This window comes from Pseudomonas sp. 300 (genome assembly GCF_055803035.1).
Genome location: NZ_JAVLRV010000001.1, coordinates 263,637 through 288,460, shown reverse-complemented (window position 1 = coordinate 288,460; position 24,824 = coordinate 263,637). Strand labels below are relative to the sequence as shown.

Genomic DNA, 24,824 nt, shown 5'->3' with positions numbered 1-24,824 from the left:
CGCGACACTCAACATCCCCTCAGGAGTTCACCATGCAAAAAATCGTTCTTGCTACCGCCGTCGCCACATCGCTGCTATCGATCAGCGTTCAGTCTCACGCCAGTAGCCTAATGTCACTTTCGGGGATGCAGTACTTCGCCAAAAACTGTGAAAACCGAGGTGGCACAAGCTACGTCAGCAATGACCAAGGCCGATCGATGCAGCCTTACAGCTACCGAGATATCGCTTCGACCCTGAAACACTCAAAAACCACCGCCCTACTGGAAGCGAGCATGAATGGGCAACGCGCCACCGAAGCGGAGCTCGACAAGTACCTGGCGCAAACCGAGAAAGCTGAAGCTAACAAAATGGAAAGCGCCGGCACATTACGATGCCAGCGCTAAGAAAGTGACGTCATAGAAAGAAGTGAAAAGGCTCAGCAATTGCTGAGCTTTTTTATTTTTTATTTAAAAGTCACGCGGTGCACGCGGTGTCACCGGCCTTGGAAGCCCATCTTTTTTTCCCGCGCTGCCAGTACCGCACCGGCAATAGCAACAGTGCTTACCTCGTCCGTTCGATGTCGTGAAAATCGGGCTCGACACGCCCTGTCGGACACCGACTGGACAATGACTTTCCGACGACAATGACCCTTTCCTAAATGGCCGAGCACGATACGTTAGCCCAACGATTGGGCATCATCCTGACCAAGTTCAACAGCGGACAGCGCCTATCCATCAGCAGCTTGGCTGAGGAGTTCAACGTTTCCGAGCGCACCATTCAACGGGATTTGAACGTCAGATTGGCTTACCTGCCGTTGCAGCGAGAAGGCCAACATTACTCACTGGATCCGACCTATTTCGGTCGCTCGAACACCTCGGCATTATTTCGCCTTTGTGAGCAGGTCGGTGCCACAGCGTTGTTCCCAGACAATCACCCAGCACTGCTCAACCAATGGCTGTGGCCGACGGGCTCGCCGGTGTTCCTCTTGTCTGGTTTTAAACCGGACAAAGAGACTCCGCACTATCACCACTTAAAGCCACTGGCCAAAGCGATCACCAAGGGTTGTCACACCAGTATCCAACGCCAGGGTGGTCTTGCAACGGTAGTCATTGCACCCTACCTGCTCATCAACCATAAAGGTCACTGGCAACTTGCCGGGATCAGCAATGACACACTGATCATTGAACCGATTGCCAATATGACTCACGTTGAAGAATTGGCTGAGACGTTCACGCAGCAGGAAGGCGTTATCGCTCAGCTAAAACACATGGTGGCGGACGAATCGATGCCGGTGATCGAGGTGATTCTTAAAGCCGCCGCCTGCATCGCCCACAACTTCCTGAACCGCATCGTTCTACCCCAACAAGTCATGCTTATGGAACTCGATGACGGTAGCTTGCTGCTTTCAAGCCATGTCATTGATGTTATGCAGTTACTTCCGACGATAAAAGCCTACCTACCTCACTTGCTGGTGATCAGCCCTGCCACGTTGCAAGCGCAATTGAAACGCGATGTAAAAGTCCTGCTCAGCCAGCTATGAACAACAGAATGTCGGCGATATCACATAAATCTTCCTGAAACGCTCGCCGTGTGGGCGACCGTCGAGTTCGAAAAAAGGGTTGGGATAAAGTGAGCTGCGTTATCCTAAACGCCGTTCGCCCGGTACCGATTCACAATCGGTGCAGGGGCAGTTCTGTACCGGGCGAACACTTCAGTTACTGACCAGCCTTTCAAAAACACAAAAGCCCCACGTCTTCTCAGGAGAACGTAGGGCTTAGTGCAGAGTGGGTGAACGGTCGCACGCCGGAGGGACGATTCAGGTCAAATCGATCAGGCTAAAGCCCTCACATCTCAGGTTCTTGAATTACCTCGAAGCGCTCCCGCTCTTCACACCATGCAATCTGATGTTCGAGCAACCAATCGGTTTTGAGGTGGTAGTACGGCTCTTTACCTACAGTGTTACGCCCGACATCAGAACGAAAGATAAGATCATCTTCCTGGAATCGCTTGCTGATGATTTCAACTTGATTTTCCTTCGGAAAAACATCTTCTAAAAATGCTTTTGAAATCATCAACGTTGGCATACCTCCGTTTTTTTCCTTATGGCGATACAGTGGAAAACCGGCTTTGGGCGCGGAGAGCACTATGCGCTTTTGCGAACATAGCGCATCGGCCAGCACATACAAATGATTCCAGCGAGTGGTCACCCAACGAAGAACGCACACCAACACACCATTGAACAGGTCTGTCTCATCCACATATTGCTTGCTGAACACACCATTTCGCAGAGCCACTTCCCCGGCCAGTATCGCGAGCGCAAATCGCAATACCACGCGATCCGCGCCGCCTTTGCTGGCATAACTAGGCAACATGCTAGCGAGTTCCTGACGCTTGTCGGCAAGTTCCTGCTCCCAGCTCTGGGCCTTCATCTCAGCTAAAAGAGCCCGGACAAACGCTGGGGCAACTGTACCGTACTGCTGCGAAATACCCGCCGAAAGCACTTTTTTGACGTGGTCTGGTAAGAAGGCGAACACTTCGGTTTCCTGCTCTGGAAAGTCGACACCGCCCCCCCCGACATTGATGTCCACGCCCCGATCAAAAATACCCTGCTTGGCATTGCGGGTAACCAACGACATGATTGGCACTTCACCCGTCGTCAGGACGAACAACGTTTTGGGTGGCGATTCTTGCACATCTCCATTGCTGGTAAGCCGAGTACGGCAGCTACCGTTGCTCGTCTCGTAGACATAGTTGTCGAGCTTGCCAAAGCCATTACTTCCGATTTCATCAATCAGAAATGGGCCGACCGACGTTTGTTGACCTTTGGCCTGAAGGGCTCGTTGCGTTGAACCAAATGTTTCAATGATGGGATTGCCCACCTGACCTGGCTTACTTTGCCCCGGCGCACCGCTATTGCCAAACAGACCCGCCACGGTAGATAGCAACAAAGTCTTTCCCCGACCTGCGCCGCCGAAGAAGTTGATAATGCCGGATGACAATCCAGGCACTAAGTCGACCATCAGCCCTGCCAATCCGAGTTGTAACGCGCCCATGAGGGTGAAGTTCTGACTTACAGGGGCCAGAACGGCATCATTCCAGCCACTTAGCGTTCCCTTTTGCGAAAGCTTCGGAGAAACAATATCCATGTGAAACTGATCCGGTGTGATCCCAGGAGCCAGCAGTAACTCCTGACCACACGCACAGCCTTGGATTGCCCCGCCTTCACCTAGGAACCAACCTTCAGTACGTATCCAAACTTGAGCGCCGATTTGATCAAAAGCAGCTCGAAGGAGCTCCTTAACAAGGGCCGCCAATGACTTGCGATCGACAACAGTCGGCGTCCTAGCCAGCACCCACTCCGTTAGTTTTTTGGAGTCTTGGAGGTCAGCATTGGGGACAACCGCCGACAGCACGCCATATTTCTTCCCTGAACGGCGTAGAATGTTAATCCGCGTAAAGTAGTGATCCATAGCTGGATCAATTAATACTTTATCAATCCAAATACAAGGTGCAACATCCTCCACGTCTTGCTTTTTACGTAATCGGACTTTTTCTAGCGAAAACTCAAAACCCTTTAGCTGAGTGTGCCCATACATCGATTCAATCAAACCTATGCTTTGAGACTCAATGATTTCGAGAAACTCAAAGGGATGCGACTTAGGTTTTTCGCCGCTCACTGGAATTAACCATTGGCCATGCACTGGGTCTTTGCTAGCCCCCCCTACGTCAACACTTAAACCGATCCTGGCCAAGGACTGCTGTAAAAACACCAGTAATTTGGTGTCATTAATGGCCTCTTTTGGAAAGGGCAAAAATGTTGCAGCGCTTGTTTGAAAAATCAAACAATGCGTCTTAAAAATCGGCATAAGTTCGTTGTGAGCTCGATGCATTTTCGGCAGCGAAAAAATCACCGTTTTTTCATTAAACTCGATACTTTTTACACCCATGAGTGAGCCTGGCACTCCATCCAGAGCTTTTCCACCAGCCCGCAGCACGGCATCAACGGCATCAGCGCTCAGCACGTCGTTTGAAAAGAACTTACTCATTTAACACCTCCTGAGCGAAGGGCAAGGGCGCTTGAAACACGACAACTGGCCTTCAACAGGTCTGAGGACGCCAATGCGGCATATCGCTCGCTCATCCGGATGGAGGAATGGCCGAGCAAGCCTTGCACGGTGTACAGCGGGATACCATCCTTGACGCAGGCCGAGGCAAAAATATGGCGCAAATCATGAAAACGTAATGACAAGGGGAGTCGTGCTGCCCGACAAGCTTTTTTCCATGGGCGCACTGGTCGGGTCATATGTGACGGCCCAAACGATGACGGAAACAGCCAGCCATCTTTGGGAAAGTCAGCAGTTACCTCAGCTAGCCGATCCAGCACTTCACTGCATTCGTCGCTGATGGGAACGTGGCGGGGTCGACCGCTTTTGGTGGTCCGTAAGGTGATCTGTAATAGCGTAAAATCAACGTCCCCCCACTTGAGGGAGAGAGCTTCGCCTAACCGCATGCCGGTCAGCAACAACAGTTCCACGAGACAAGACGTTCGCGGAAAACGTTCTTCTAACCAGTCCACAGCCACAGCGAGACGGTTGATTAGTTCATCGTTCACCTCATACAGCTTGACCGGCACTTCGCGCTTGAGCTTGATGCTACGAGTCGGATCCTTTTCACAGTAGTCGTGATCCACAGCAAACCGAAAAATAGAACGCAACATGGCGAGATATCGATTTTTGGTCGCATCGCTTAACGAAGCACGCAGTGATGCCAAAACGGCTTGAATATCAGCCAAGCTGATTGCTTTGATTTCTTTTTTACCCAGTAACGGCGCAACGGTGGAATCATAACGCTTACGCTCACGACCCATACTGCGTTTGCCGCTGTACTCGCCGGATTGTTCGTACTGCTCGAAGACTTGGGAAAGCGTCAAAGAGGCTTTGTTGCAACCTGCTCCCTCAACCTCCAATGCCTTGATGCGGGCCTGAGTTAACGTCAGATCCTTGGACGTTCCTAACGTGGTGCGGCGACGTTCTTTAGTCGTTTCACGCATGCAGTAAGTGACACTATTAGTGCCTGGATAGCTAATTACAATCAGACTATTTACAACGGGATCTCTACATTCGATCTGTTTTACTGGCTTTGTAACAGGCATACGGATTCTCCACACAATGCTTTGTGCCATAAATATTCATTTGGGTGTCCAACTAGTAAGTAAATTAGTGTCGCGATTAGTAGTCGTCAGCATGGTAAGTATCGAAGAGACCTGACCGAACTGACTAAAACGAATCTAAAGAGATCGATGTGCTTTGTGAAGGGAATTGTTTTTCGCGTTTTTTGCTTTTATCGATTTTTTTACACGCGCGTCCCTAGTCAAAAACCGTTTTGAGAAGGACATCCTTGCCAAAACGGTTGAGCAAATATCGTTCCACATGCAAATTTGGTTGATCGTCGGCTTTCATTAATCCCGACGAACGGTAGCAAGCCCGCATTTGCCACGCTCCATTTCAGAGAAGCTGAAGTTCTTCAGTGTATGAGTCACGCGGTACCCGTGGTATGAAACCATGTCGCTTTCTGGACGGGCCTCACCACCATGAAAGCATTGGATTACCATGCGCTTCGTTTGCTTGTACGCTATGAATCAGCAGCCCGAAAAAGGGTCAAGCCGGAAACTCGAATAACGCAGACAGTGAACCGACGAGAGCACGCGTTCTTCGGATAATGGTCGTTGCGGCACTACCCTCAAACCATCCCACTCAAGGAAGAAACGTTGAATAATCTGTTCAAGTACGCGACCAAGGAACTCAGCACGGATGCTTTCTTAGCGTGGTTTTTCAAGGAACTGGAGGTCAACCCAAATATCGCGGGTTATCGTTCTCAGGTATTCCATGCTCTAGGGCTGATCGCAGAAGGCGAGACACCCGTAAAAATCGAGCCTGAACTCCAATCCGGTAATGTCGATTTACTCCTAACCTTTGAAGTAAATAGCGTGCCTCGCGCCATCCTGTTTGAGAACAAAACCTCATCGACCTTTCATTCTGATCAACTCAGTCGCTACCGGAAACGATTCCCGAATTGCGACAAGTACGTCTACTTTAAAATCGGCTACGTCGACACCTGGGAGCGACAAAATCTACAGGGCTATCAACTGATATCGGCCCATGATTTCCATCAAGCAGTTAGCTTTTTAGCGCCCTACCACCCAATCATCGATCAGTACTGCGCGTTCCTGAAAGACGTCTGGATTTCCGAGGAAGAAAAGGTTTTCGCGAGCTTAGCCATCTCCTGCCCAACCGCCTTTCAAAGCGCTATAGGTCAACGTCACCTCATCGGTGAGCTCTATGACCAACTCAAGAAAAGCGATCCTTTCTTGAAATTCAAGAAAGGAGTCAACATGAACGGTACCCCTTGGACTCAGCTAGATATTTGTCGGCGTGAGGATTACTACGAGGATAAAAACGAAACGTTATTTTGGAGAGTGGACTCCCGCGCAGGGAGAACCTATCTACGAATCAACCAATACGCGGCGATTTCTAAGGACCGGCCTGAGATTGCCGCCCATAAAAAGCAACGCCTACAAGCTTTGCGTGAGCTCACACGCAATATCAGTACTGATTACGACTTGAAGCCTGGGAAGCTTTCGAACAAAGGAGTGAGAGAAAGCGAAGTGATCATTTTCTTCTTTGACGAGAACCCATACGCGAATCTGAAAGGACTTCTTCCCGAGATTAGCACTAAGCTTCAAACAGCTTACTACAAGTTGGATTAGTTAATTTTTAGCCCATAAAAAACAGCTGCATTAAGTTTGCAGTCGCCACGCGCGCATAAAATAGGAGATAGCATGCTTGCAGCAGTATTAAATGGAAAGCGTCGTGGAAGCGGCGTAGCGGGCAAGCAGCTGATACTGGGTAGCACTGAGGGTGCGGAAGATGTGCTAACAGCTACAATATTTGAACGTTTGGCTTACCTTCCAGACTCGGTATTAACTACATTTTTCTGCGAACTGCTGGAGGTGGATGAGGCAATTGGCACCTTGGACTTCATAGAATTTTGGCCATCATGGTTTCTCGAGGGCAAGGGTATTGAACCTGATGTGGTGATATATGGCAGCGAACGCACGCTTTTGATTGAAGCTAAGCGCTACGACGACAGCCAACAGCAGTACGCGCTACAACTAGCCAAAGAGCTGAAGGCGGGCTGGGAGTGCGGGCGTCTCGGTAACAACTCCGTGCTTCTCACTATTGGCGGCTTGCAGGACTATTCATCGGAAACGGCTGTAGAGCTTAGAGCGAAGATTAATTTCGAGCTAGATGATACCAGTCTAGATTACGAACTCATATGCAAAAGTTGGTATCAGGTCTATCAGGCACTGGAGGCAGCAATAAATAACGCTGATAAAGACTCTGCCAAAGGGCTGCTGCGCTTGCTTGACGATATTGCCTCTACTTTTGAGTGGCATGGCCTACGTACACAAGGCAAACGCTGGCTGGGACAGCTAAAATCAGTGTCGATTGATTTCACCTCTCTCCCCATTTTCCATTTCGAGCGAAAGGAAAATACCCATTGGTCAAAGCAACGCGAACTTAGCTGCCCGCTTTCTCAACTGCCGTCACCGTGTATCTCTTTCGTAAATTTTCCGATTAAAGAATGGAGTTTCGCATCTTGAATACCACAACAACTATTCATGACGCATTGTTAGACGTACGCAAAGCCTATCGTTTACTGGCCGATTACCAACAACGAATTTTGGAATTGCTGGGTTTTATTCGAGAGGAACTGAATGCGGATTATTATCATCAGTTAACCCGCAACCGATTACCGCGTAATATGCAGGGCCTAGACGTAAGTAACAACGCAGGGCAGCGCTTTTTACCGTTTAACGATATTTCGGTGCTGTGGCTCCGTCACACAGGGCAGGAAGATCCGGTTCATTATCATCAAAAAAATGACCTGTTAATCGACGTGTGGGTGCGTAGCGATACAGGCAACGGCGAAGATAATGAGATGGTAGAGTCGGTAGAGCAAAGCCGAAGTGAACTGCGCATTTTCTTTTTCCTGTGTGTCACCCCTCAAGAAAGACAATGCAACTGGTACAGCCAAGTATGGGCAAAAACATATTATCCCAAATTAGGGGAGGTTGCCATTTGCGACGACAACCCTGGCTATCTCACTTATGGTGAGGCCATATGCCTTTCAACACTAACCGATGCAACTACTACTCTAGACGCTATTAAAGGACTTCGCGAACGTGCATCAATCAAGCTTGGACAGGCTATCTGACTGCACCACTTTTAAAGTACGTTGAGCTTAGCGTATCAAGGTTTAACTACGGCCTACTTCCATCATGCAAGACACCTAGGAGTCGCGTCAGATCGACGCGGATCCTGTCTTGTACTTTGTGGAGCTCACTCATCAGTAGGCACCAATAACTCAGCGCGACACCGTTCGTCGTGCCCCGCAACACGAAAAAATCAAAATAGTAAATATTGATAAGTCCCGCCCTACCAGAGCTCAATAATTTTCGGATTCAACTCCATTTTTCGTAAAAGATCAAATGCATAGGGCGCGCAAATTAAATCCCCTTTAGTCGCCTGTACTTTGATGCAAGCCCAACCAAATCTAAGCTTGAATACCTTTCATTTGAAGACACTGGAAAAGTCGAATACACATAATCAATGAAATCATTAAAATACATCTTTTTTGTCTTATCAATTACAGCATCCAGCACATTCTTAGTTTTTCCAGAAATACGGATTTTATCTGGATCACCAGTATACCGAATCAATTGCTTGGCAGTTCCAAAATTATTCTCAGTATATTCAACTGAAAAATCACTTCGATTTTTTACTGATTGGATCACATCATCTACATAGGGCCCGTAGTGATTGAACAACCACTTAATGTCTGTGACCTGCTCATCATTCGCGACAGCAGACATCCAATCAGCGAGATACACCAGCTTAGTTAGGCGAGCATTAGACAACTCAGAGGAGTATGGATACTTGCAGCATATGTATGCAACAATATCTTTAACGTTATCCATTTTTACCACCCCTAATCTGAGCCAATATATCTTCATCAATCGAGTCGCCCGTACGACCTGCTTTAGCTTTCAGCTCTCGATTTAAGCTAGAACCGCTTCTAAGATGCTTAGAATACAAACTTTCATACTTTGAACAATGCGCCCCTATAACCTCTGGATCAGAGCTACCATCCTTGGCAAGAAAATTCACATCTATACTTTCAAATATCATAACACCAATTGGCGATCCTGCATCCATTATTGAATAGCCTAGATATCTACAGCTTTTCATGGCAAACGCCCGCACCGTCTCAGCTTCATAACCATATTTGGTTTTCATGTGAGACTCATATTCTTCCTGTTTTTCGCTATGCGGACATTCCTGATCACAATGAAAATGATGCTGCCAAGCTTGACTTATGACACCCTGATTGAGGGGAAATTTTTGCCGATGGAGCTTGCAAAGCTCTGGATTATTGGAATACCGAGAAAGTAAATAAAACTCATCATCTAATTCGTAATAAATAGAAATCCTATCCGTCGACTTCATCCCCAAAACCGTAAATGCCGACTGCAAGGCAGCCTTAACCAGTTCTGATTGCAGTTCTCTGAGTTTAGAACCTTGTGCCTCAGTTTTTTCATATGTTAGATCGAGCGTGCGCTTCGTACTTTCAAGACTACGCTGATCCTCACGTAGATCATCAATCAGTGCTTGCTGTTTTTTCTCGAATCTATCGGTCCCCCATATCCCAAAAACTGATATGGCTATTCCACTCAAGAGCCAGAACCAAGGATTTGTTAAAAACCACATAATCCATGAAGAAACGTCGACAGTATTTTTAGCGGACCAGTCATACGCACCGATAAACCCCGCTGCGCCCCCGACAACTGCCGGACCTAAGAAGTTAGAAATTTTAAGTATCGCACCATCTACATGCCTACCCGCGCGCTCAAACACCCCTTGATCGTGGCCCTCTAATTTTAGTGGTGCGTCCATGAAGCCTCTCTCTCAACTCAAAATCTACAGGGCCTAGAAACGAAGCTCAGGCGGGTCGACGCCGTTGCTTTGAAATTGACATCCAAGCGTACCAGCCCCCATATGCGATGCCTACCAAGCTCCGGGGAATCCTATTCAGGCTCAACCCACGTCAGTCGCCGCAGTCATCGGCTGAAACGAGGGCATTCCGGCCAGGAGGTTCCAACCAACTCCTCCAACCCTATAAGTATGGCCAATAACGGTCACTCGTAGATTGAAAGCGATTTTATTTACTCAAATGTCACGCGGTATGCGCGGTGCTTGGGAAACCAGCGGCAATTCGCCCTTCTCGCTCCGGTGCTCCTCCGGTACGTCCGGAAGCTTTTGAGGCTATCTGGCCCGTGGCTGGCCGGGTATTAAGCTGACGAATTTGAGATAGGGCAAGGATAGCCAGCCGTTTCTCGAATGCGAAAGGACGTTCACAGGTTTTGAAAATCCCCGTGTCGGCGGTTCGATTCCGTCTCTGGGCACCAAATACCGAAAACCCTGAATCGCAAGATTCAGGGTTTTTTTATGCCCGGGATTTGGTGGGCACTGTTCCAGTCACTATCGAAGCGCCGGACAAAGCATCAATTCCCCACGTCCTGTCACCACGCCAGCAAGCGCCTGCAAAGCTTTCCGCAGCTGAGTATCAACAGTCTCTCGGGCCTACCGGAACGCTCCGTATGCTTTAACGGAAATGGATGACATACGCAGACCATTGGATTGGGCAGTATCGGGTGAGGAGCTGCCGCATAACCGGGAGCAGATACACAACAGGGATGTAGACAATGACTGACGCCATCAAACAGGACGTCGAAAACGCTGAGCTTTTTACTGAGCAGGAAATCAGAATTTTCAGCTTTGATATTCGGCAGTCAATATTGCTTCACAGGTTCACCGAAGAACTGGCCGCCATCGGCGGGCCACAGGCACCAGGCGCCGAGTCCAAAGCCTCTCTGGCAGCCACAGAATTAAAGTTCTCGTTTTCGAAAGACCAATGCGAACTGCTGGCGGCCTACTCCAATGGCCTTGTTTGCGTGTTGATCTTTGAAGGGCTGCAAAAAATCACCGATGCCAGCCCTCCAAATGAACTGCCAGACCTGGCATCCCTGGAAAATCGACACGACGTCCTTCGCCTGGCGGCCCGTAATCAGATCTTGTTGAAACTGGTGGATAACAGTGCCTTTGCCTATGACATGGACAACGAAGGCAAGCTGGTTCGATTGGTCGCCAACTTCAAAGGTGGCGGGCTCGCCAAAATCAATGCCGAGCCTGAAATCAAAGAATTGAGTTCTCATTCCGGCCTCGCGCTTGGCCCGCATACCGAGGCGCCTTACTGGTGCGCCGTGAACGCGAAAGACGGGCACTCGCCCTCTCCGTCCTCGCTCATACTTTCCGCCCTGTGGAACCCGAGTCTGGAACCTACACGAGTCATTCCGCTGCCTCCCATTCTGGAAAAAATCGGCGTCACCCACTGCCTGGCACTGACCACGGGCAACTTTCAATTCACTCGTAGCGACTCTTTTGTCAGTGGCAAAGGGGAAGATGGCCGCAACGTTTCGATTCTGGAATTTGACGACAAGGTCGGGTTCGCAGCCCGCTTCAACTCGTATCGCTTTTCCGTTAACGACAACGCCTCGAATTTTGTCAAAACGGCCTACGCCGCCCTTTGCCAGGGGGTAAGCGAAGCAACTCCAGTCGAGTACACGCTGACGCAAGAGTCGGCCATGGTCATCAATAACGTCCGGGCCCTGCACTGTCGCGATGTCATCAAGGACAACAGACGGGTCCTGGTTCGTATTTTCGGGCTTTCAAAATTTTCTTCCCCTGTCGTTATTTCAGAGGATCCGTTACTGCTGCAGGGCTGATTTTTAAGTGTTCAAGCTGCTGAAGGACCGGTCATGTGATTACTGGCCAATAACTATAAAAGAGGGAATGAAATGTCTTGGGATTTAATAGGCATGTTGGCGCTTGTCGCTTTTTTCGCCGGTTTTTTTGATGCGATTGCCGGTGGTGGAGGCTTGATCACCTTGCCTGCATTGTTTCTGGCCGGCGTAGATCCGATCAGTGCTATTGCAACGAACAAGTTCCAGGCCGCTTCGGCAACTGTTTCGGCAACGGTAACCTTTGCTCGCAAAGGTATGATCGAGTGGCGCGAAGGCCGTTTTCTGGTGATCTGCGGATTTATTGGCGGCGCCAGTGGTGCCTTGCTGGTCAGCTCTGTTGATAAGCGCTATCTGGAAGTTTGCGTGCCTGTGATGCTGATTTTGGTGGCCATCTATTTTTCGCTCTCACCAAAGCTGGCCAATGAAGATCGACGCAAGAGAATCGGTATTCTGCTTTTTTCGTTTACCGTGGCGCCGATCCTGGGCTTTTACGACGGTATATTTGGCCCCGGCGTGGGCTCTTTCTTTATTGTCGGTTTTGTACTTCTCTGCGGCCTGGGCATGATGCGGGCCATGAGTTTTACCAAACTGGCCAACGCCTCATGCAACCTGGGTTCTTTGTCGGTCTTCATTACCAAAGGTGTGATTATCTGGCCGATTGCCATAGCCATGGCTTTGGCGGCCTTCATCGGTGCGCAATTGGGTGCGCGAGCCGCTGTTCGCGTCGGTCCACGGCTGATCAAACCCATGTTGATCGTGGTCTGCTGCGCCTTGGCCATCAAGCTGCTGAGCGTAGAAAGCAATCCCTTGCGCGTTGCGGTCCTTAAGTCGGTGGCTTCGCTGTGATTACGGCCCCCATTCCCGAAAACCCTGAATCGCAAGATTCAGGGTTTTTTATGCCCGGGATTTGGTGGGCTCGGTTTTCATCCAGGTGCGCGATGCTTTTGCCTCTTCACTCGCCCCTATTCGGCGCTGTTCCAATGAAAGACCAGATTGCGGGCCGCACCGCTTCCCACATCAGCCGTATCGCGTCGTTCCTCGCCATTGCGCGTTGCGACAATGGTGTACTTGCCCGGCGGCAATTGAACGTACACCAGCGGGCCAGCCTCACTCAGGGTGAGCACGGTTTGCCCTTGGGCTTTCTGAATGGCCACGTCTACATCGGGGACGTATTTATTCTCCGGCCCGATCGCAAACGTCATGTGCAGGTTGTAACCCGTGGTCTGCTGGATAGCCTTCGCCTCATCCTCGCCGACGCCACCGGAAAGATAGGTAATCCCGTTTTGCTCCTGCCGTTGAACTTGCACGCCTGAGCTGTCGATGGGTTCAAGACTGGCCGCCTGCAGCATGACGGGAAACATCAACAGCCCCACGGCGGCGAACGGCAGAATGAATGCATGGACATGTTTCATGATGGGCACTCCCGAGTTCCGCAGAACCCATTCGTTACCTTATTTTTGATTTCCCTGTGTCCGGGCGGTTTTAGATTGATTGGATCTTGGGACCACTGCGAAATGGACTACGCGTTGTATTCCTCCAGTACGCACTGCGTCACGAATTGGGCTGGACCCACTATCGCAGACTCCTGCGAATAGATAAGGACCACGCTCGTCGCTGGTACATGAACGAATCAGCCATTCAAAACTGGTCATCCCGCGCCCTGGAACGCCAGATCAACACCCTCTACTACGAACGCCTGCTGACAAGCCGCGACCGACCTGCCGTCAAACAGGAAGCCACCACTAATATCCAAAAACTGAATGCACACCCTCGGGACTTCAGAGATCCGGTGATGCTGGAGTTTCTTGGCTCGACCAACGCAGGGTCAACTCAGGAAACCAATCTCGAACAGGCACTGATCCATCAGCTTCAAGCCTTCCTCCTTGAGCTGGAACTACGCGCGAAACTGGGCAGGGAACAGGCAGCAATTGAGGAGCGGCTGCTCGATCAGGTCCCCTTATAACCGCGGATCGATTGTTCATAAGCGGTGTGAAGACTATCGTTGGCAGCTAACCGCAAAGGTCCGAAGTCGATGAATTTTCAGGACACGTCACTGGCGCCCACTCAAATCGAGTTGCCGCTGCCAGCCTCCGTTTCGGGCGAACCGTTCAAGGAGCCCGCCGCAGACGGTTTCATCCTGGGCGGCTTCACTTGGCGACATGCCTCTCAGGACATTGCGCGCCCGGTCGTCATCATCAACGCCGCCACCTCGGTCCGCTGCCGGCATTACTCACGATTCGCCGATTACCTGTTCGCCAACGGCTTCGACGTCATCACCTACGATTACCGCGGCATCGGCGAATCACGCCCTGCGTCATTGAAAAATCTCGACGCCTCATGGACCGACTGGGGCGCGCTGGATTTCGAGGCGATGCTCAAGCGCGCTCAGCGTGAATTCCCCGGCCAGCCCATCGATGTCGTCGGCCACAGCTTTGGCGGCTGTGCAGCGGGCCTGGGAGCCTCAGGGCATCTGATCCGGCGCTTGGTGACCGTCGGTGCGCAATTCGCCTACTGGCGCGACTACGCGCCCGCTCATCGCTGGCGGATGTTCGGCAAGTGGCACGTGGTGATGCCGCTGCTCACGATGCTCTGTGGTTATTTCCCCGGCAAACGCCTCGGCTGGCTGGAAGACACACCCGCCGGCGTGGTTCGCGACTGGAGCACGCCCACCGCCCGCTACGAGACGCGCCCCAGCGGTCGGGTGATTGCCGCGAAAACCGGCCGGCTACCCTTCGCGTCGATGAATGCCAAAACCCTGGCCATCAGCATCACTGACGATCCCTACGGTACGATCCCGGCCATCGAACGCCTGCTCGACTACTTCAGCGGCGGTACGAACACCCACTGGCGAATCGCCCCCGAAGACATTGGCGAAGCAGAAGTCGGACATTTCGCCTTTTTTCGTAGCGCATACCAAGCCACACTATGGCCCATTGCATTGTCCTGGCTGCAAAGCGGCGAACTGCCCCCCGACACCCCCGGGCGGACAGTGCCGCGCAGCGAGTCCTTTTAACGCACGACGGATCAAAACCATGGCCTCCGCCAACAAGCAGCAAAAACGCGCCACCCGCGCCAAAGCCAAGGCCAAGCAGAACCGCACCCAACGGGCTGCTGCGCCGGTCGAGCTGGACCCGAACGATGATCGCATCGACTTTGAATCGGTGGACCTCACCGAACTGTTCAAGAAAATGATCGACGCTGAAAAAATCAGTCAGCAAGCCATGTGCATCGCTTTCCTTGAAGACCCATTGCTGGAACTGGTGTACGAGCAGGAAGGCGAAGAAGGCGCAATGGACTTCATCCTCGCCGCGCTGATCGAGTACCGCCAATGGTCCACCGAAGTCGACGAAGCCGGTGCCCTGGCGTGGATCGAATCCCCGGCCTTCCAGGCTGATTATGTGGCGGCGTCCGACGTGATCGCAGCCCAAACCCAACAGAAAAACTGAGTTCCCATGGCCTCCCTGAACAAGCAACAGAAACGCGCCAAACGCGCCAAGATCAAAGCCAGACAGATCAACATCCACGGCAGAAAACCCGCCGCGCTGGACGATGACCTGGGCGACATCGGCGAGCCGATCCCGGAATACACCCTGGCGATGTTCAGCAAAATGCGCGACGCGGAAGCCACCAGCCGCAACGACATGCTGCTGACCCTGCTGTCGGACCTCGCGCAGATCATCAGCGACCATCCCGAGCTGCTGGACATGGAAAACGCCGACAACGAAGCCATGGCTGCCACTCACCTGGCCGCCGATATGCTGATCGACTACCGCATGTGGGCCGACGGCATGGACCGCGACACCGCACAAGCGTGGCTGACCGACCCGCAGTTCATCACCGACTTCGGCGATGCGCTGGACAGTTATCGCCAGTCGCTGGACGCGCAGGAAGAAAAAGCCGAGTAAGCACCACCGTCAGAAACAAAAACGGCCGCTCGTCATCACTGACAGCGGCCGTTTTTTATGGAGGCCATCTCTCAAAAATCTCTATGACCTCTCGTCAGAGACCGCGTATATCCCATTGACATATCCCCGCTGGATTCTATTCTTTGGGTTCACAACAACCGCAGAAATGCAGGAGGCCTAAAATGGAACAGACCACCCTTTTCATGAGCAATCGAAGCCAGGCCGTCCGCCTTCCCAAAGCTGTTGCAATGCCGAACGATGTAAAACGAGTCAACGTAGTCGCCGTCGGCAGGGCTCGCATCATCACGCCGGCAGACGAAACATGGGATAGCTGGTTCGACGGTGATGGAGTGAGCACGGACTTTATGACCCATCGCGACCAACCCGCGGATCAGGAGCGTGAGTCGTTCTGATGATCAAGTTCATGCTCGACACCAACATCTGCATCTTCACCATCAAGAACAAACCGCAAATCGTAAGAGAAGCTTTCAACCTTCATGACGGACAGTTGTGCATCAGTACGGTGACGCTGATGGAGCTGATCTACGGTGCCGAAAAATCTGCGGCCCCCGAAAAGAATATCGCTGTTGTTGAGGGGTTCGCAGCACGTCTTGAAGTTTTGCCTTTCGACAATGAAGCAGCTGCGCACACCGGAATGATTAGATCCGAACTGGCAAAGGCTGGAACGCCCATAGGCCCCTATGACCAGATGATTGCCGGGCACGCGCGCTCACGTGGATTAGTTGTCGTAACCAACAACCGGCGAGAGTTCGAGCGGGTTTCTGGATTACGTGTAGAAGACTGGGTTCACCCCGATTGAATCACCAACAGATGAAAGCAAAAACGACCGCGATCAATTCAGATGGCGGTCGTTTTCGGTACATCAACAGTGGACGTAAAACCTAGCGCGCCACTGCACCAATCAGCTGCTCATTGCGACGACGGCGAGCCACAAACAGCCCGGCAACCACCACACAAAGGCTCAGCAAACCAGTCGCGAGAATTTCTACGCGGTGGGCGTCCTGGAACAGCATGATGGTCAAGGCCGCGACGATGAAGACGATCACCGCGTAGGTCAGGCCCGGGAACAGCCACATGCTGAAGGCGATTTTTTCACCGCGGGCCACACGCTGTTTGCGCATGCGCAGTTGCGAGATCGCGATCACCAGGTACACCAGCAACGCGATGGCGCCGGAACTGGCCAGCAGGAATTCAAACACGGCGGCCGGGGCCACGTAGTTGGCGAATGTGGCCAGGAACGCTGCACCAGTGGACAACATCACCGCCCAGTATGGCGTGCCGCTTTTGTTGGTGCGCGTGGACACGGCCGGTGCATCACCGCGTTTACCCAGGGAAAACATCATGCGCGACGACGTGTAGAGCGCCGAGTTCAGGCAGCTGGTCACGGCGACCAGTACCACGATGTCGACGATCATCTTGGCGTTCGGGATGCCCATGCGTTCAAGCACGGTCTGGTAGGAACCGAGGCTGGCCAGTGCCGGGTCGTTCCATGGCACCAGGGCCACGACGATGAAGATCGATACAAGGTAGAACAAACCGATCCGCCAGATCACCGAGTTGGTGGCCTTGGAGATTTGCTTGCCAGGGTTCTTCGATTCCGCGGCCGCGATGGTCACGATCTCAGTGCCCATAAAAGAGAACATGGTCGTCAGGATAGCGCCGAGCACAGCGCCCATACCGTTAGGCAGGAAGCCTTGGGTGTCGAACAGATGTGACACACCGCTGACCTGACTGGTCGGCAGGAAACCGAAAATGGCCAGAAGGCCAAGGCCGATGAAACCGATGATCGCCACAACTTTGATCAGGGCGAACCAGAATTCAAACTCGCCGTAGTTCTTCACGCTGAACAGGTTAGTGACGGTCAGCAGCATCGTGATGACCAGGGCGAAGGCCCAGATGTCTACGCCGGGGAACCAGGCATGCAGGATCGTCGCGGCGGCGTTGGCCTCCAGCGGAATCACCAACACCCAGAACCACCAGTACAACCAGCCGATAGTAAAACCGGCCCAGTGACCGATCGCGCGATCGGCGTACGTCGAGAACGAGCCGGTGTCTGGCGAAGCAATCGCCATTTCACCGAGCATGCGCATCACCAACACCACCAGCATACCGGCGGCCGCGTAGGCCAACAGCACGGCGGGGCCTGCCGCAGCGATTGCGTGGCCCGAGCCAACGAACAGGCCGGCGCCGATTACCCCGGCGATCGACAGCATGGTCACATGACGCGGTTTGAGCCCCTGTTCGAGGCCGTTAGAGCTTTGGGTATTGCTCATTGAAACTACCTTTGTAAGGAAAAGCGAATGCGTGCATCCCATCGTGAAGTTTCCTCTGTAAAAAGAAACAAACGGGGTGTTCCGGAATCTGCACGCAATAATTGCGCCAAAATATTTCAAGTCACTCTAATCCGGAGGTTTCACCCTGACCGGACAGTCATCGCAAGTCATCGCAAGTCATTGAAAATAATGGCACTTTGCCAGAGCGTTACCCTGCGACTCACTTGAGGAACGAATCTGCGCACCGGAAACACACACAGGAAATGCTCAACGCACAATAAAAGTGCAGATCAGGAACGTTTGGCCGGTTAGCGCTTCCAACACCCCGCCAAAGCTGGCAACATCGCGCCCTTTTTTACGGGACAGCCGCACCCCATCTGGTTCAAACGGCTGTTCGGTTGATAGCAGCGCGACAGTCTGCTGTACCGATGCGACAACCTGCCACACGCCACCCGTTTACCGCCCTTGGCGCTGTTGGCTGCCATTCAGACGCTATGCTAGGTTGGCCGCCTCGCCAGGAAGGCCCGCCAACAGCAGGAGCGCAACATATATGAGGAACGCACATGGCTGAGGCCACGCCCGCGCTTGAAATCCGCAACTTGCACAAACGCTACGGACAGCTTGAGGTGCTCAAAGGTATCTCGCTGACCGCCCGCGACGGCGATGTGATCTCGATCCTGGGTTCCTCCGGTTCCGGCAAGTCCACGTTCCTGCGTTGCATCAACCTGCTGGAAAACCCGCATCAGGGCCAGATTTTCGTGGCCGGCGAAGAACTCAAACTCAAATCCGCCAAGAACGGCGAACTGGTTGCGGCCGACGGCAAGCAGATCAATCGCCTGCGCAGCGAGATTGGTTTTGTGTTTCAAAACTTTAATCTGTGGCCGCACATGAGCGTGCTCGACAACATCATCGAAGCGCCGCGTCGCGTGCTCGGCCAAAGCAAAGCCGAAGCCATCGAAGTCGCCGAAGCCCTGCTGGCCAAGGTCGGCATCGCCGACAAACGCCACGCCTACCCGGCGCAACTGTCCGGCGGGCAGCAACAACGCGCAGCCATCGCCCGCACGCTGGCGATGCAGCCCAAGGTGATCCTGTTCGACGAACCCACCTCCGCCCTTGACCCGGAAATGGTCCAGGAAGTACTTAATGTCATCCGCGCATTGGCCGAAGAAGGCCGCACCATGCTGTTGGTCACCCACGAAATGGGCTTTGCCCGTCAGGTGTCCAGCGAGGTGGTGTTCCTCCACCAGGGCCTGGTAGAAGAGCAAGGATCGCCACAGCAGGTGTTTGAGAACCCGCTTTCGGCGCGCTGCAAACAATTCATGTCCAGCAACCGCTAACGGAGCTACCCGCATGCAGAACTACAAAAAGGTCTTCCTGGCAGCCGCCGTCACCCTGGCGTTCAGCGCCGGTGCCATGGCCGAAACCCTGAAGATGGGCATCGAAGCGGCCTACCCGCCGTTCAACAACAAAGATGCCAGTGGCAATGTCGTCGGCTTCGACAAGGAAATCGGCGACGCCCTGTGCGCCAAGATGAAAGTCGACTGCACCGTGGTCACGTCCGATTGGGACGGCATCATCCCGGCCCTCAACGCCAAGAAGTTCGACTTCCTGATCTCCTCGATGTCGATCACCGACGAGCGCAAGCAAGCGGTCGACTTCACCGACCCGTACTACTCGAACAAGCTGCAATTCATCGCCAAGAAAGACGTCGATTTCAAAACCGACAAAGACGCGCTGAAGGGCAAAGTGATCGGCGCCCAACGCGCGACGCTGGCCGGCACCTGGCTTGAAGACAACATGCCAGACGTTGAAACCAAGCTCTATGACACCCAGGAAAACGCTTACCTCGACCTGACTTCCGGTCGTCTGGACGGCATCCTGGCGGACAAATACGTCAACTACGAGTGGCTGAAAAGCGACGCCGGTCGCCCTTACGAATTCAAAGGTGACCCGGTGGAAGAAAGCGACAAGATCGGTATCGCCGTTCGCAAGAACGACCCGATCCGCGAGAAGCTGAACGTCGCGCTGAAAGAAATCGTCGCTGACGGCACCTACAAGAAGATCAACGACAAGTACTTCCCGTTCAGCATCTATTGATTCTGACCTGCCGGACCGGCGCCGTTCTCTGACGGCGCCAGTCCCCGGCATTGCCTGCCGCGATTTGAAAAGAAATCCATGACTATCGATCTCTACGGATTCGGCCCGGCGCTCGCCGCTGGCGCGCTGATGACTGTCAAACTGGCACTCTCGGCCCTGTGTCTCGGGCTGGTGCTCGGTTTGCTCGGCGCCTTGGCCAAAACGTCCCCGTACAAGCCGTTGCAATGGCTTGGCGGCACTTATTCGACACTGGTTCGCGGCATCCCGGAGTTGCTCTGGGTGCTGTTGATCTACTTCGGCACGGTCAACCTGATGCGTGCCCTGGGCGAGTTTTTCGGCAATCCCGATCTCGAACTCAATGCCTTCGCTGCCGGTGTCATTGCACTGGGCCTGTGCTTCGGCGCCTACGCCACGGAAGTGTTCCGTGGTGCAATTCTGGCGATCCCCAAGGGTCACCGTGAAGCCGGCGTGGCTCTGGGCCTGTCGAAGTTCCGAATTTTCACCAAGCTGATCATGCCGCAGATGTGGCGCATCGCCCTGCCCGGCCTGGGCAACCTGTTCATGATCCTGATGAAAGACACCGCACTGGTATCAGTCATCGGCCTGGAAGAAATCATGCGTCATGCACAAATCGGCGTGACCGTGTCCAAACAGCCATTCACCTTCTATATGGTGGCCGCGTTCATGTACCTGGGCCTGACGATTCTGGCCATGACCGGCATGCACTTCATGGAAAAACGCGCCGCTCGCGGCTTCGCGAGGAGCACCCAATGAACTGGGAAGTCATCATCAAGTGGCTGCCAAAACTGGCTCAGGGCGCAACGCTGACCCTGGAACTGGTGGCCATCGCCGTGATCGCCGGCCTGTTGCTGGCAATCCCGCTGGGCATCGCGCGTTCGTCGCGCCTGTGGTGGGTGCGCGCATTCCCCTACGGCTACATCTTCTTTTTCCGGGGCACGCCGTTGCTGGTTCAGTTGTTCCTGGTCTACTACGGCCTGGCGCAGTTCGATGCGATCCGTAACAGCTCGATGTGGCCGTACCTGCGCGATCCGTTCTGGTGCGCCACGGCGACGATGACCTTGCACACCGCGGCCTACATCGCCGAGATCCTGCGCGGTGCGATTCAGGCGATTCCACCGGGCGAGATTGAAGCGGCGCGCGCCTTGGGCATGTCCCGAGCGAAAGCGCTGTTTTACATCATTCTGCCCCGCGCAGCGCGCATCGGCTTGCCGGCGTACAGCAACGAAGTGATCCTGATGCTCAAGGCCAGCGCCCTGGCCAGCACCGTGACCCTGCTGGAGCTGACTGGCATGGCCCGCACCATCATTGCCCGAACCTACCTGCCGGTGGAGATCTTCTTCGCCGCAGGCATGTTCTATCTGCTGATGGCTTACGTGCTGGTTCGCGGCTTCAAGCTGCTGGAGCGCTGGTTGCGCGTCGATGCCTGCCAGGGGCGTTGATTCCTGCGTGTTGACGGGCGACGCCTTGCTCACCCGTTTCACGGCGCTGGATGCTTTTCTGATCGAGCATCAGGCGCTGTGGAAGCCTCGACCGTTTACACATCTGCAACTTCCTTGGGAAGCGTCCTACCCGGAGTTGGCTGGATGGCTCCGTGGACGGTCGCTGGAAGACGCGGAAAACAGTCATAACCAACCTTGTCTGCTGGATGCGCCGGAGCCGTTTGCTTCGTTGGCGGCGCTATCTCTTGAACTGGGTTCGGTGGGCGAGTTACCCGCTCATGCGCTGGAGACAGCCGGGCATCGCTTGAATGTCGATGTGCCGGGGCGCAAGTGGCAGCAGATCGAGGCGTTTGCCCGCCGCTTGTCGTTTGCGGCACCGTCGACGCATTGGCTGGATTGGTGTTCTGGCAAGGGCCACTTGGGGCGACGGTTGCTGCGACCCGGCCAATTGCTCACTTGCCTCGAATACGATCCAGCACTCGTCCTCAGCGGTCAGGCGCTCAGCCAGCGTCATCAACTGCATGCGCTGCATGTCGAACAAGATGTACTCGCGCCTGACGCCGCCTCTTTGTTGAACGCCGATCACACACCTGTTGCATTGCATGCCTGTGGCGATCTGCATGTGCGCCTGATCCAGCTCGCCAGCGCCGCCGGGTGCAAACAAATGGCCGTTGCACCGTGTTGCTACAACAGGATCAGTCTTGCTGCGTACCAGCCAGTTTCCTCTGTCGCTTTGCGCTCCGACCTACAGCTGTCACTCGATGATCTCTCACTCCCGATGAGCGAAACCGTCACCGCCGGTGCCCGCGTCCGACGTCAGCGCGATACGTCCATGGCCCGCCGCCTGGCGTTCGACCTGCTGCAACGGCAACTGCGCGGCGTTGATGAATACCTGCCCACGCCTTCCCTGCCCAGCGCCTGGCTGGACAGATCTTTTGCCGACTACTGCCATCATTTGGCCGCGCTTAAAGAGTTATCCACAGTCGGCCCGCAAGACTGGTCAGCCATCGAGACCGCCGGTTGGCAACGGCTGGCCGAGGTACGCAACCTGGAGCTGTTGCGCGGACTTTTCCGACGTCCGTTGGAGCTTTGGCTGAACCTTGATCGAGCACTATTCCTCGCCGATCAGGGTTATACCGTTCGCCTCGGCACTTTCTGCGAAACCCCACTCACACCACGTAATCTCCTGCTCCTGGCGGAACGCACCTAAACGGCCCCAGCCTGTGGATAACTCTGTTGATGAAATATCGTGGATCCAATCTACCAGCCTGTTTCAGGGCTGAAACCAAACTGTTCAATTTTCGTACACTCGAATAAAAAACCGAAAAAACAGGCATTTGCGAGAAAATGAGAATGAATCCACATTTTCGATCTTAACCGCGTGCGTCGAACTCCTCGTTGTGCATAAGCATTAAGCCAAAAGAACATAAACGCCCCGGAAATCCTCGACTATCTTTGCCATGCGCCAGAATTCTCTGACGTCAGGGACAGCAAGGAGCTGGGAAAAATGAGCACATTGAACAGTGCGCAGGAAGCCGTCGATACCGTCGCCAACGAAGCCATTTACGCTGCGCTGCAGCAAACCTTCGCGGTGGGCGGCGCCATCATCAACAACGCAACGGGCGAGGTCATCGCTGCATTGCACAACAACGTGCTGATGCCTTTTCCTGGCAGTGGCACCACCTACTTTCTACCCCACGACCCGACCGCCCACGGCGAACGACAGTTGGTCGACTGGTACTACGAAAACGTCGCCCCACTGAACCTGCCGCCACCCAATCAACTGACCGTCGTCACCACGCTCGACCCGTGTGCCATGTGCGCCGGTTCGCTGCTGACTGCAGGATTCAACGTCGCCGTCAGTGCGATCGATGACTACGCCGGCATCAACTACAACAGCCAGTTCACCTTTCCATCGCTGCCGCCGCAAATCCGCCAGCAGGCGCAGGATACCTGGGGTTATTACGCGATTGCAGCGCCGGTCAGCCGCGCCTATCAGGGTTCGAACAGCCCGGTGTTTGCCGACCAGACGATCGACTCGGCGGCGTACTTTCTGTGCAGCTCGATCTTCTCCGCCAGCGTCAACACCGTGCGCGATGCCAGCAACAACAGTGGCCTGCCGCCGGATCAACTGCAAAACCCGGCCAACCTGCCCGCCAACAGCAAAGTGCGCCAGGCCCTGACGGCGCTTAGCCCGTTCGCGCTGACTGTGCAATCGGCGAACCCACGCGACCCCGGTGCAGAACTGGCCCCGCCGCTGCTGAAAACAGCACAACCCAACCCGAACACACCGGTGTTCAACTCAGTGGCGCTGATCGACCCGTTCGGCAACCTGCTGGTGTGCCTGGGCGGCGCGGAGAACCTGTCGCCCATTCGTACAGCGTTCATGGAAACCACACGCAGCTATGCCGTCATGCGCTGGACCCTGATGAACGACCCCGACCCGGCCGTTCGTGCTGAAGCCGGGCAATACCTGACACATCCGAAATACGGCACCTTCGTCTTCCTCTACGCCCCCGACCCAACAACGCCGCAAGCCGTGATGACCTTCGGCGCCTACGGCTCGACCATGGAAGGCCCCGTGCCGCAGAGCTATCCGTCCAACCTGCAATACGTGCTGCTACCGGGCAACACCACCGCCCAAGCGTTGTCGACACTGGCCCAGAACCTGCCGCCGTTCTATACGCAAAGCGTGCAAGTGGCGCCTGCGCAGGTGCTGAGTCAGGACTTGATCAACGCGGTTAAAAACGGCGTGTAATGCTTCGCTGACCAGCCCCGCAGAAGCGTCTGCGGGGCTGGTCTGACGCCTGCGTAAAAATAGTCTGAATTCAGGGGTTTACAGAACCAACGCAATCGCTATAATCGTCGCCCTAACACGCCGGTATAGCTCAGTTGGTAGAGCAACTGACTTGTAATCAGTAGGTCCCGGGTTCGACTCCTGGTGCCGGCACCAAATAAAACAAGGGCTCGCAGAAATGCGGGCCTTTGTTGTTTCTGACATCCAGAAATCCAACGCCTAAAAACACCCCGCAACCTCCTGTAGGATTTGCCGAAGGCTGCGATCTTTTGATCTTCAGATTTCGCCCCCAACGCGGATCCGGTTGCCCCTGAAAAAGATCGCAGGCTATACCAGCTGTTACGCCGACAGAGCCCCCCCCCGTTAACC

General features: G+C 53.8%; 24 protein-coding genes, 1 tRNA gene and 1 pseudogene. 20 read left to right on the top strand and 6 right to left on the bottom strand.

Features of this window, described 5'->3' with window-relative positions:
- Positions 1 to 32: 32 nt before the first annotated feature.
- Complete coding sequence (locus Q7W83_RS01370) at positions 33 to 383, top strand: hypothetical protein (protein ID WP_473655577.1); 351 nt, start codon at positions 33 to 35, stop codon at positions 381 to 383.
- Positions 384 to 637: 254 nt separating this feature from the next.
- Positions 638 to 1,519, top strand: a complete 882-nt coding sequence (locus tag Q7W83_RS01365; RefSeq protein WP_473655576.1) for a helix-turn-helix transcriptional regulator — start codon at positions 638 to 640, stop codon at positions 1,517 to 1,519.
- 304 nt (positions 1,520 to 1,823) lie between these two features.
- Here Q7W83_RS01365 and Q7W83_RS01360 read toward each other — a convergent pair whose 3' ends face one another.
- Together Q7W83_RS01360 and Q7W83_RS01355 are read right to left on the bottom strand one after the other, a co-directional pair.
- Positions 1,824 to 4,025, bottom strand: a complete 2,202-nt coding sequence (locus Q7W83_RS01360; protein WP_473655575.1) for a DUF927 domain-containing protein — start codon at positions 4,023 to 4,025, stop codon at positions 1,824 to 1,826.
- Positions 4,022 to 5,131 (bottom strand): tyrosine-type recombinase/integrase, encoded by a 1,110-nt coding sequence (locus Q7W83_RS01355; protein ID WP_473655574.1) that lies wholly within the window; start codon positions 5,129 to 5,131, stop codon positions 4,022 to 4,024. The genes Q7W83_RS01360 and Q7W83_RS01355 overlap by 4 nt, the downstream gene beginning before the upstream one ends.
- A gap of 615 nt (positions 5,132 to 5,746) precedes the next feature.
- Between Q7W83_RS01355 and Q7W83_RS01350 the strand changes: the two genes are divergently transcribed.
- From Q7W83_RS01350 to Q7W83_RS01340, 3 genes are all read left to right on the top strand, one after another.
- On the top strand, positions 5,747 to 6,745 hold the full coding sequence (locus tag Q7W83_RS01350; RefSeq protein WP_473655573.1) for a hypothetical protein: 999 nt from the start codon (positions 5,747 to 5,749) through the stop codon (positions 6,743 to 6,745).
- Positions 6,746 to 6,817: 72 nt separating this feature from the next.
- On the top strand, positions 6,818 to 7,642 hold the full coding sequence (locus Q7W83_RS01345; protein ID WP_473655572.1) for a hypothetical protein: 825 nt from the start codon (positions 6,818 to 6,820) through the stop codon (positions 7,640 to 7,642).
- Positions 7,639 to 8,256: a hypothetical protein gene (locus Q7W83_RS01340; protein ID WP_339434790.1), complete on the top strand. Its 618-nt coding sequence runs from the start codon at positions 7,639 to 7,641 to the stop codon at positions 8,254 to 8,256. The genes Q7W83_RS01345 and Q7W83_RS01340 overlap by 4 nt, the downstream gene beginning before the upstream one ends.
- A gap of 292 nt (positions 8,257 to 8,548) precedes the next feature.
- Here the strand turns inward: Q7W83_RS01340 and Q7W83_RS01335 are convergent, their stop codons facing one another.
- Positions 8,549 to 9,019, bottom strand: coding sequence for a Panacea domain-containing protein (locus Q7W83_RS01335; protein WP_263472626.1), 471 nt, complete (start codon positions 9,017 to 9,019; stop codon positions 8,549 to 8,551).
- Complete coding sequence (locus Q7W83_RS01330) at positions 9,012 to 9,995, bottom strand: hypothetical protein (protein ID WP_473655571.1); 984 nt, start codon at positions 9,993 to 9,995, stop codon at positions 9,012 to 9,014. The genes Q7W83_RS01335 and Q7W83_RS01330 overlap by 8 nt, the downstream gene beginning before the upstream one ends.
- An 809-nt stretch (positions 9,996 to 10,804) precedes the next feature.
- Between Q7W83_RS01330 and Q7W83_RS01325 the strand changes: the two genes are divergently transcribed.
- Complete coding sequence (locus Q7W83_RS01325; protein ID WP_473655570.1) at positions 10,805 to 11,884, top strand: hypothetical protein; 1,080 nt, start codon at positions 10,805 to 10,807, stop codon at positions 11,882 to 11,884.
- A gap of 72 nt (positions 11,885 to 11,956) precedes the next feature.
- On the top strand, positions 11,957 to 12,748 hold the full coding sequence (locus Q7W83_RS01320) for a TSUP family transporter (protein ID WP_150654301.1): 792 nt from the start codon (positions 11,957 to 11,959) through the stop codon (positions 12,746 to 12,748).
- Positions 12,749 to 12,864: 116 nt separating this feature from the next.
- Here the strand turns inward: Q7W83_RS01320 and Q7W83_RS01315 are convergent, their stop codons facing one another.
- A complete protein-coding gene (locus Q7W83_RS01315; protein WP_150631821.1) occupies positions 12,865 to 13,314 on the bottom strand; it encodes a carboxypeptidase regulatory-like domain-containing protein in 450 nt (149 codons plus the stop codon).
- 131 nt (positions 13,315 to 13,445) lie between these two features.
- On the opposite strand from Q7W83_RS01315, the pseudogene Q7W83_RS01310 reads away from it, so the two are divergent.
- The 6 genes and pseudogenes from Q7W83_RS01310 to vapC form a co-directional block, all read left to right on the top strand.
- Positions 13,446 to 13,793: pseudogene (locus Q7W83_RS01310) on the top strand (DUF1016 N-terminal domain-containing protein); the annotation flags it as partial.
- 141 nt (positions 13,794 to 13,934) lie between these two features.
- Positions 13,935 to 14,915 carry an alpha/beta hydrolase family protein gene (locus tag Q7W83_RS01305; RefSeq protein ID WP_473655569.1) on the top strand — a complete coding sequence of 327 codons (981 nt, stop codon included), beginning with the start codon at positions 13,935 to 13,937 and terminating at the stop codon, positions 14,913 to 14,915.
- A gap of 19 nt (positions 14,916 to 14,934) precedes the next feature.
- Positions 14,935 to 15,348, top strand: coding sequence for a hypothetical protein (locus Q7W83_RS01300; protein ID WP_150631823.1), 414 nt, complete (start codon positions 14,935 to 14,937; stop codon positions 15,346 to 15,348).
- Between the two features lie 6 nt (positions 15,349 to 15,354).
- A complete protein-coding gene (locus Q7W83_RS01295) occupies positions 15,355 to 15,807 on the top strand; it encodes a hypothetical protein (protein WP_150631824.1) in 453 nt (150 codons plus the stop codon).
- 182 nt (positions 15,808 to 15,989) lie between these two features.
- Positions 15,990 to 16,220 (top strand): type II toxin-antitoxin system VapB family antitoxin, encoded by a 231-nt coding sequence (gene vapB / locus Q7W83_RS01290; RefSeq protein WP_150639921.1) that lies wholly within the window; start codon positions 15,990 to 15,992, stop codon positions 16,218 to 16,220.
- Positions 16,220 to 16,627 (top strand): type II toxin-antitoxin system tRNA(fMet)-specific endonuclease VapC, encoded by a 408-nt coding sequence (gene vapC / locus Q7W83_RS01285; RefSeq protein WP_150639920.1) that lies wholly within the window; start codon positions 16,220 to 16,222, stop codon positions 16,625 to 16,627. Before vapB ends, vapC begins: the two co-directional genes overlap by 1 nt.
- A gap of 82 nt (positions 16,628 to 16,709) precedes the next feature.
- Here the strand turns inward: vapC and gabP are convergent, their stop codons facing one another.
- Positions 16,710 to 18,101 (bottom strand): GABA permease, encoded by a 1,392-nt coding sequence (gene gabP, locus Q7W83_RS01280; RefSeq protein WP_150631826.1) that lies wholly within the window; start codon positions 18,099 to 18,101, stop codon positions 16,710 to 16,712.
- Between the two features lie 563 nt (positions 18,102 to 18,664).
- Here gabP and Q7W83_RS01275 point away from each other — a divergent pair.
- From Q7W83_RS01275 to Q7W83_RS01245, 7 genes are all read left to right on the top strand, one after another.
- Positions 18,665 to 19,438, top strand: a complete 774-nt coding sequence (locus tag Q7W83_RS01275; protein WP_150639918.1) for an ABC transporter ATP-binding protein — start codon at positions 18,665 to 18,667, stop codon at positions 19,436 to 19,438.
- A 13-nt stretch (positions 19,439 to 19,451) separates the two neighbouring features.
- Entirely contained in the window at positions 19,452 to 20,198 is a 747-nt protein-coding gene (locus tag Q7W83_RS01270; protein ID WP_150631828.1) for an ABC transporter substrate-binding protein, read from the top strand.
- 78 nt (positions 20,199 to 20,276) lie between these two features.
- Positions 20,277 to 20,972, top strand: coding sequence for an ABC transporter permease (locus Q7W83_RS01265; protein ID WP_129439296.1), 696 nt, complete (start codon positions 20,277 to 20,279; stop codon positions 20,970 to 20,972).
- On the top strand, positions 20,969 to 21,658 hold the full coding sequence (locus Q7W83_RS01260; protein WP_008041034.1) for an ABC transporter permease: 690 nt from the start codon (positions 20,969 to 20,971) through the stop codon (positions 21,656 to 21,658). The genes Q7W83_RS01265 and Q7W83_RS01260 overlap by 4 nt, the downstream gene beginning before the upstream one ends.
- Complete coding sequence (locus tag Q7W83_RS01255; RefSeq protein ID WP_473655568.1) at positions 21,639 to 22,868, top strand: methyltransferase; 1,230 nt, start codon at positions 21,639 to 21,641, stop codon at positions 22,866 to 22,868. Before Q7W83_RS01260 ends, Q7W83_RS01255 begins: the two co-directional genes overlap by 20 nt.
- A 297-nt stretch (positions 22,869 to 23,165) precedes the next feature.
- Complete coding sequence (locus Q7W83_RS01250) at positions 23,166 to 24,416, top strand: nucleoside deaminase (protein ID WP_150631830.1); 1,251 nt, start codon at positions 23,166 to 23,168, stop codon at positions 24,414 to 24,416.
- Positions 24,417 to 24,535: 119 nt separating this feature from the next.
- Positions 24,536 to 24,611 (top strand) — tRNA-Thr (locus Q7W83_RS01245).
- Positions 24,612 to 24,824: the final 213 nt, after the last annotated feature.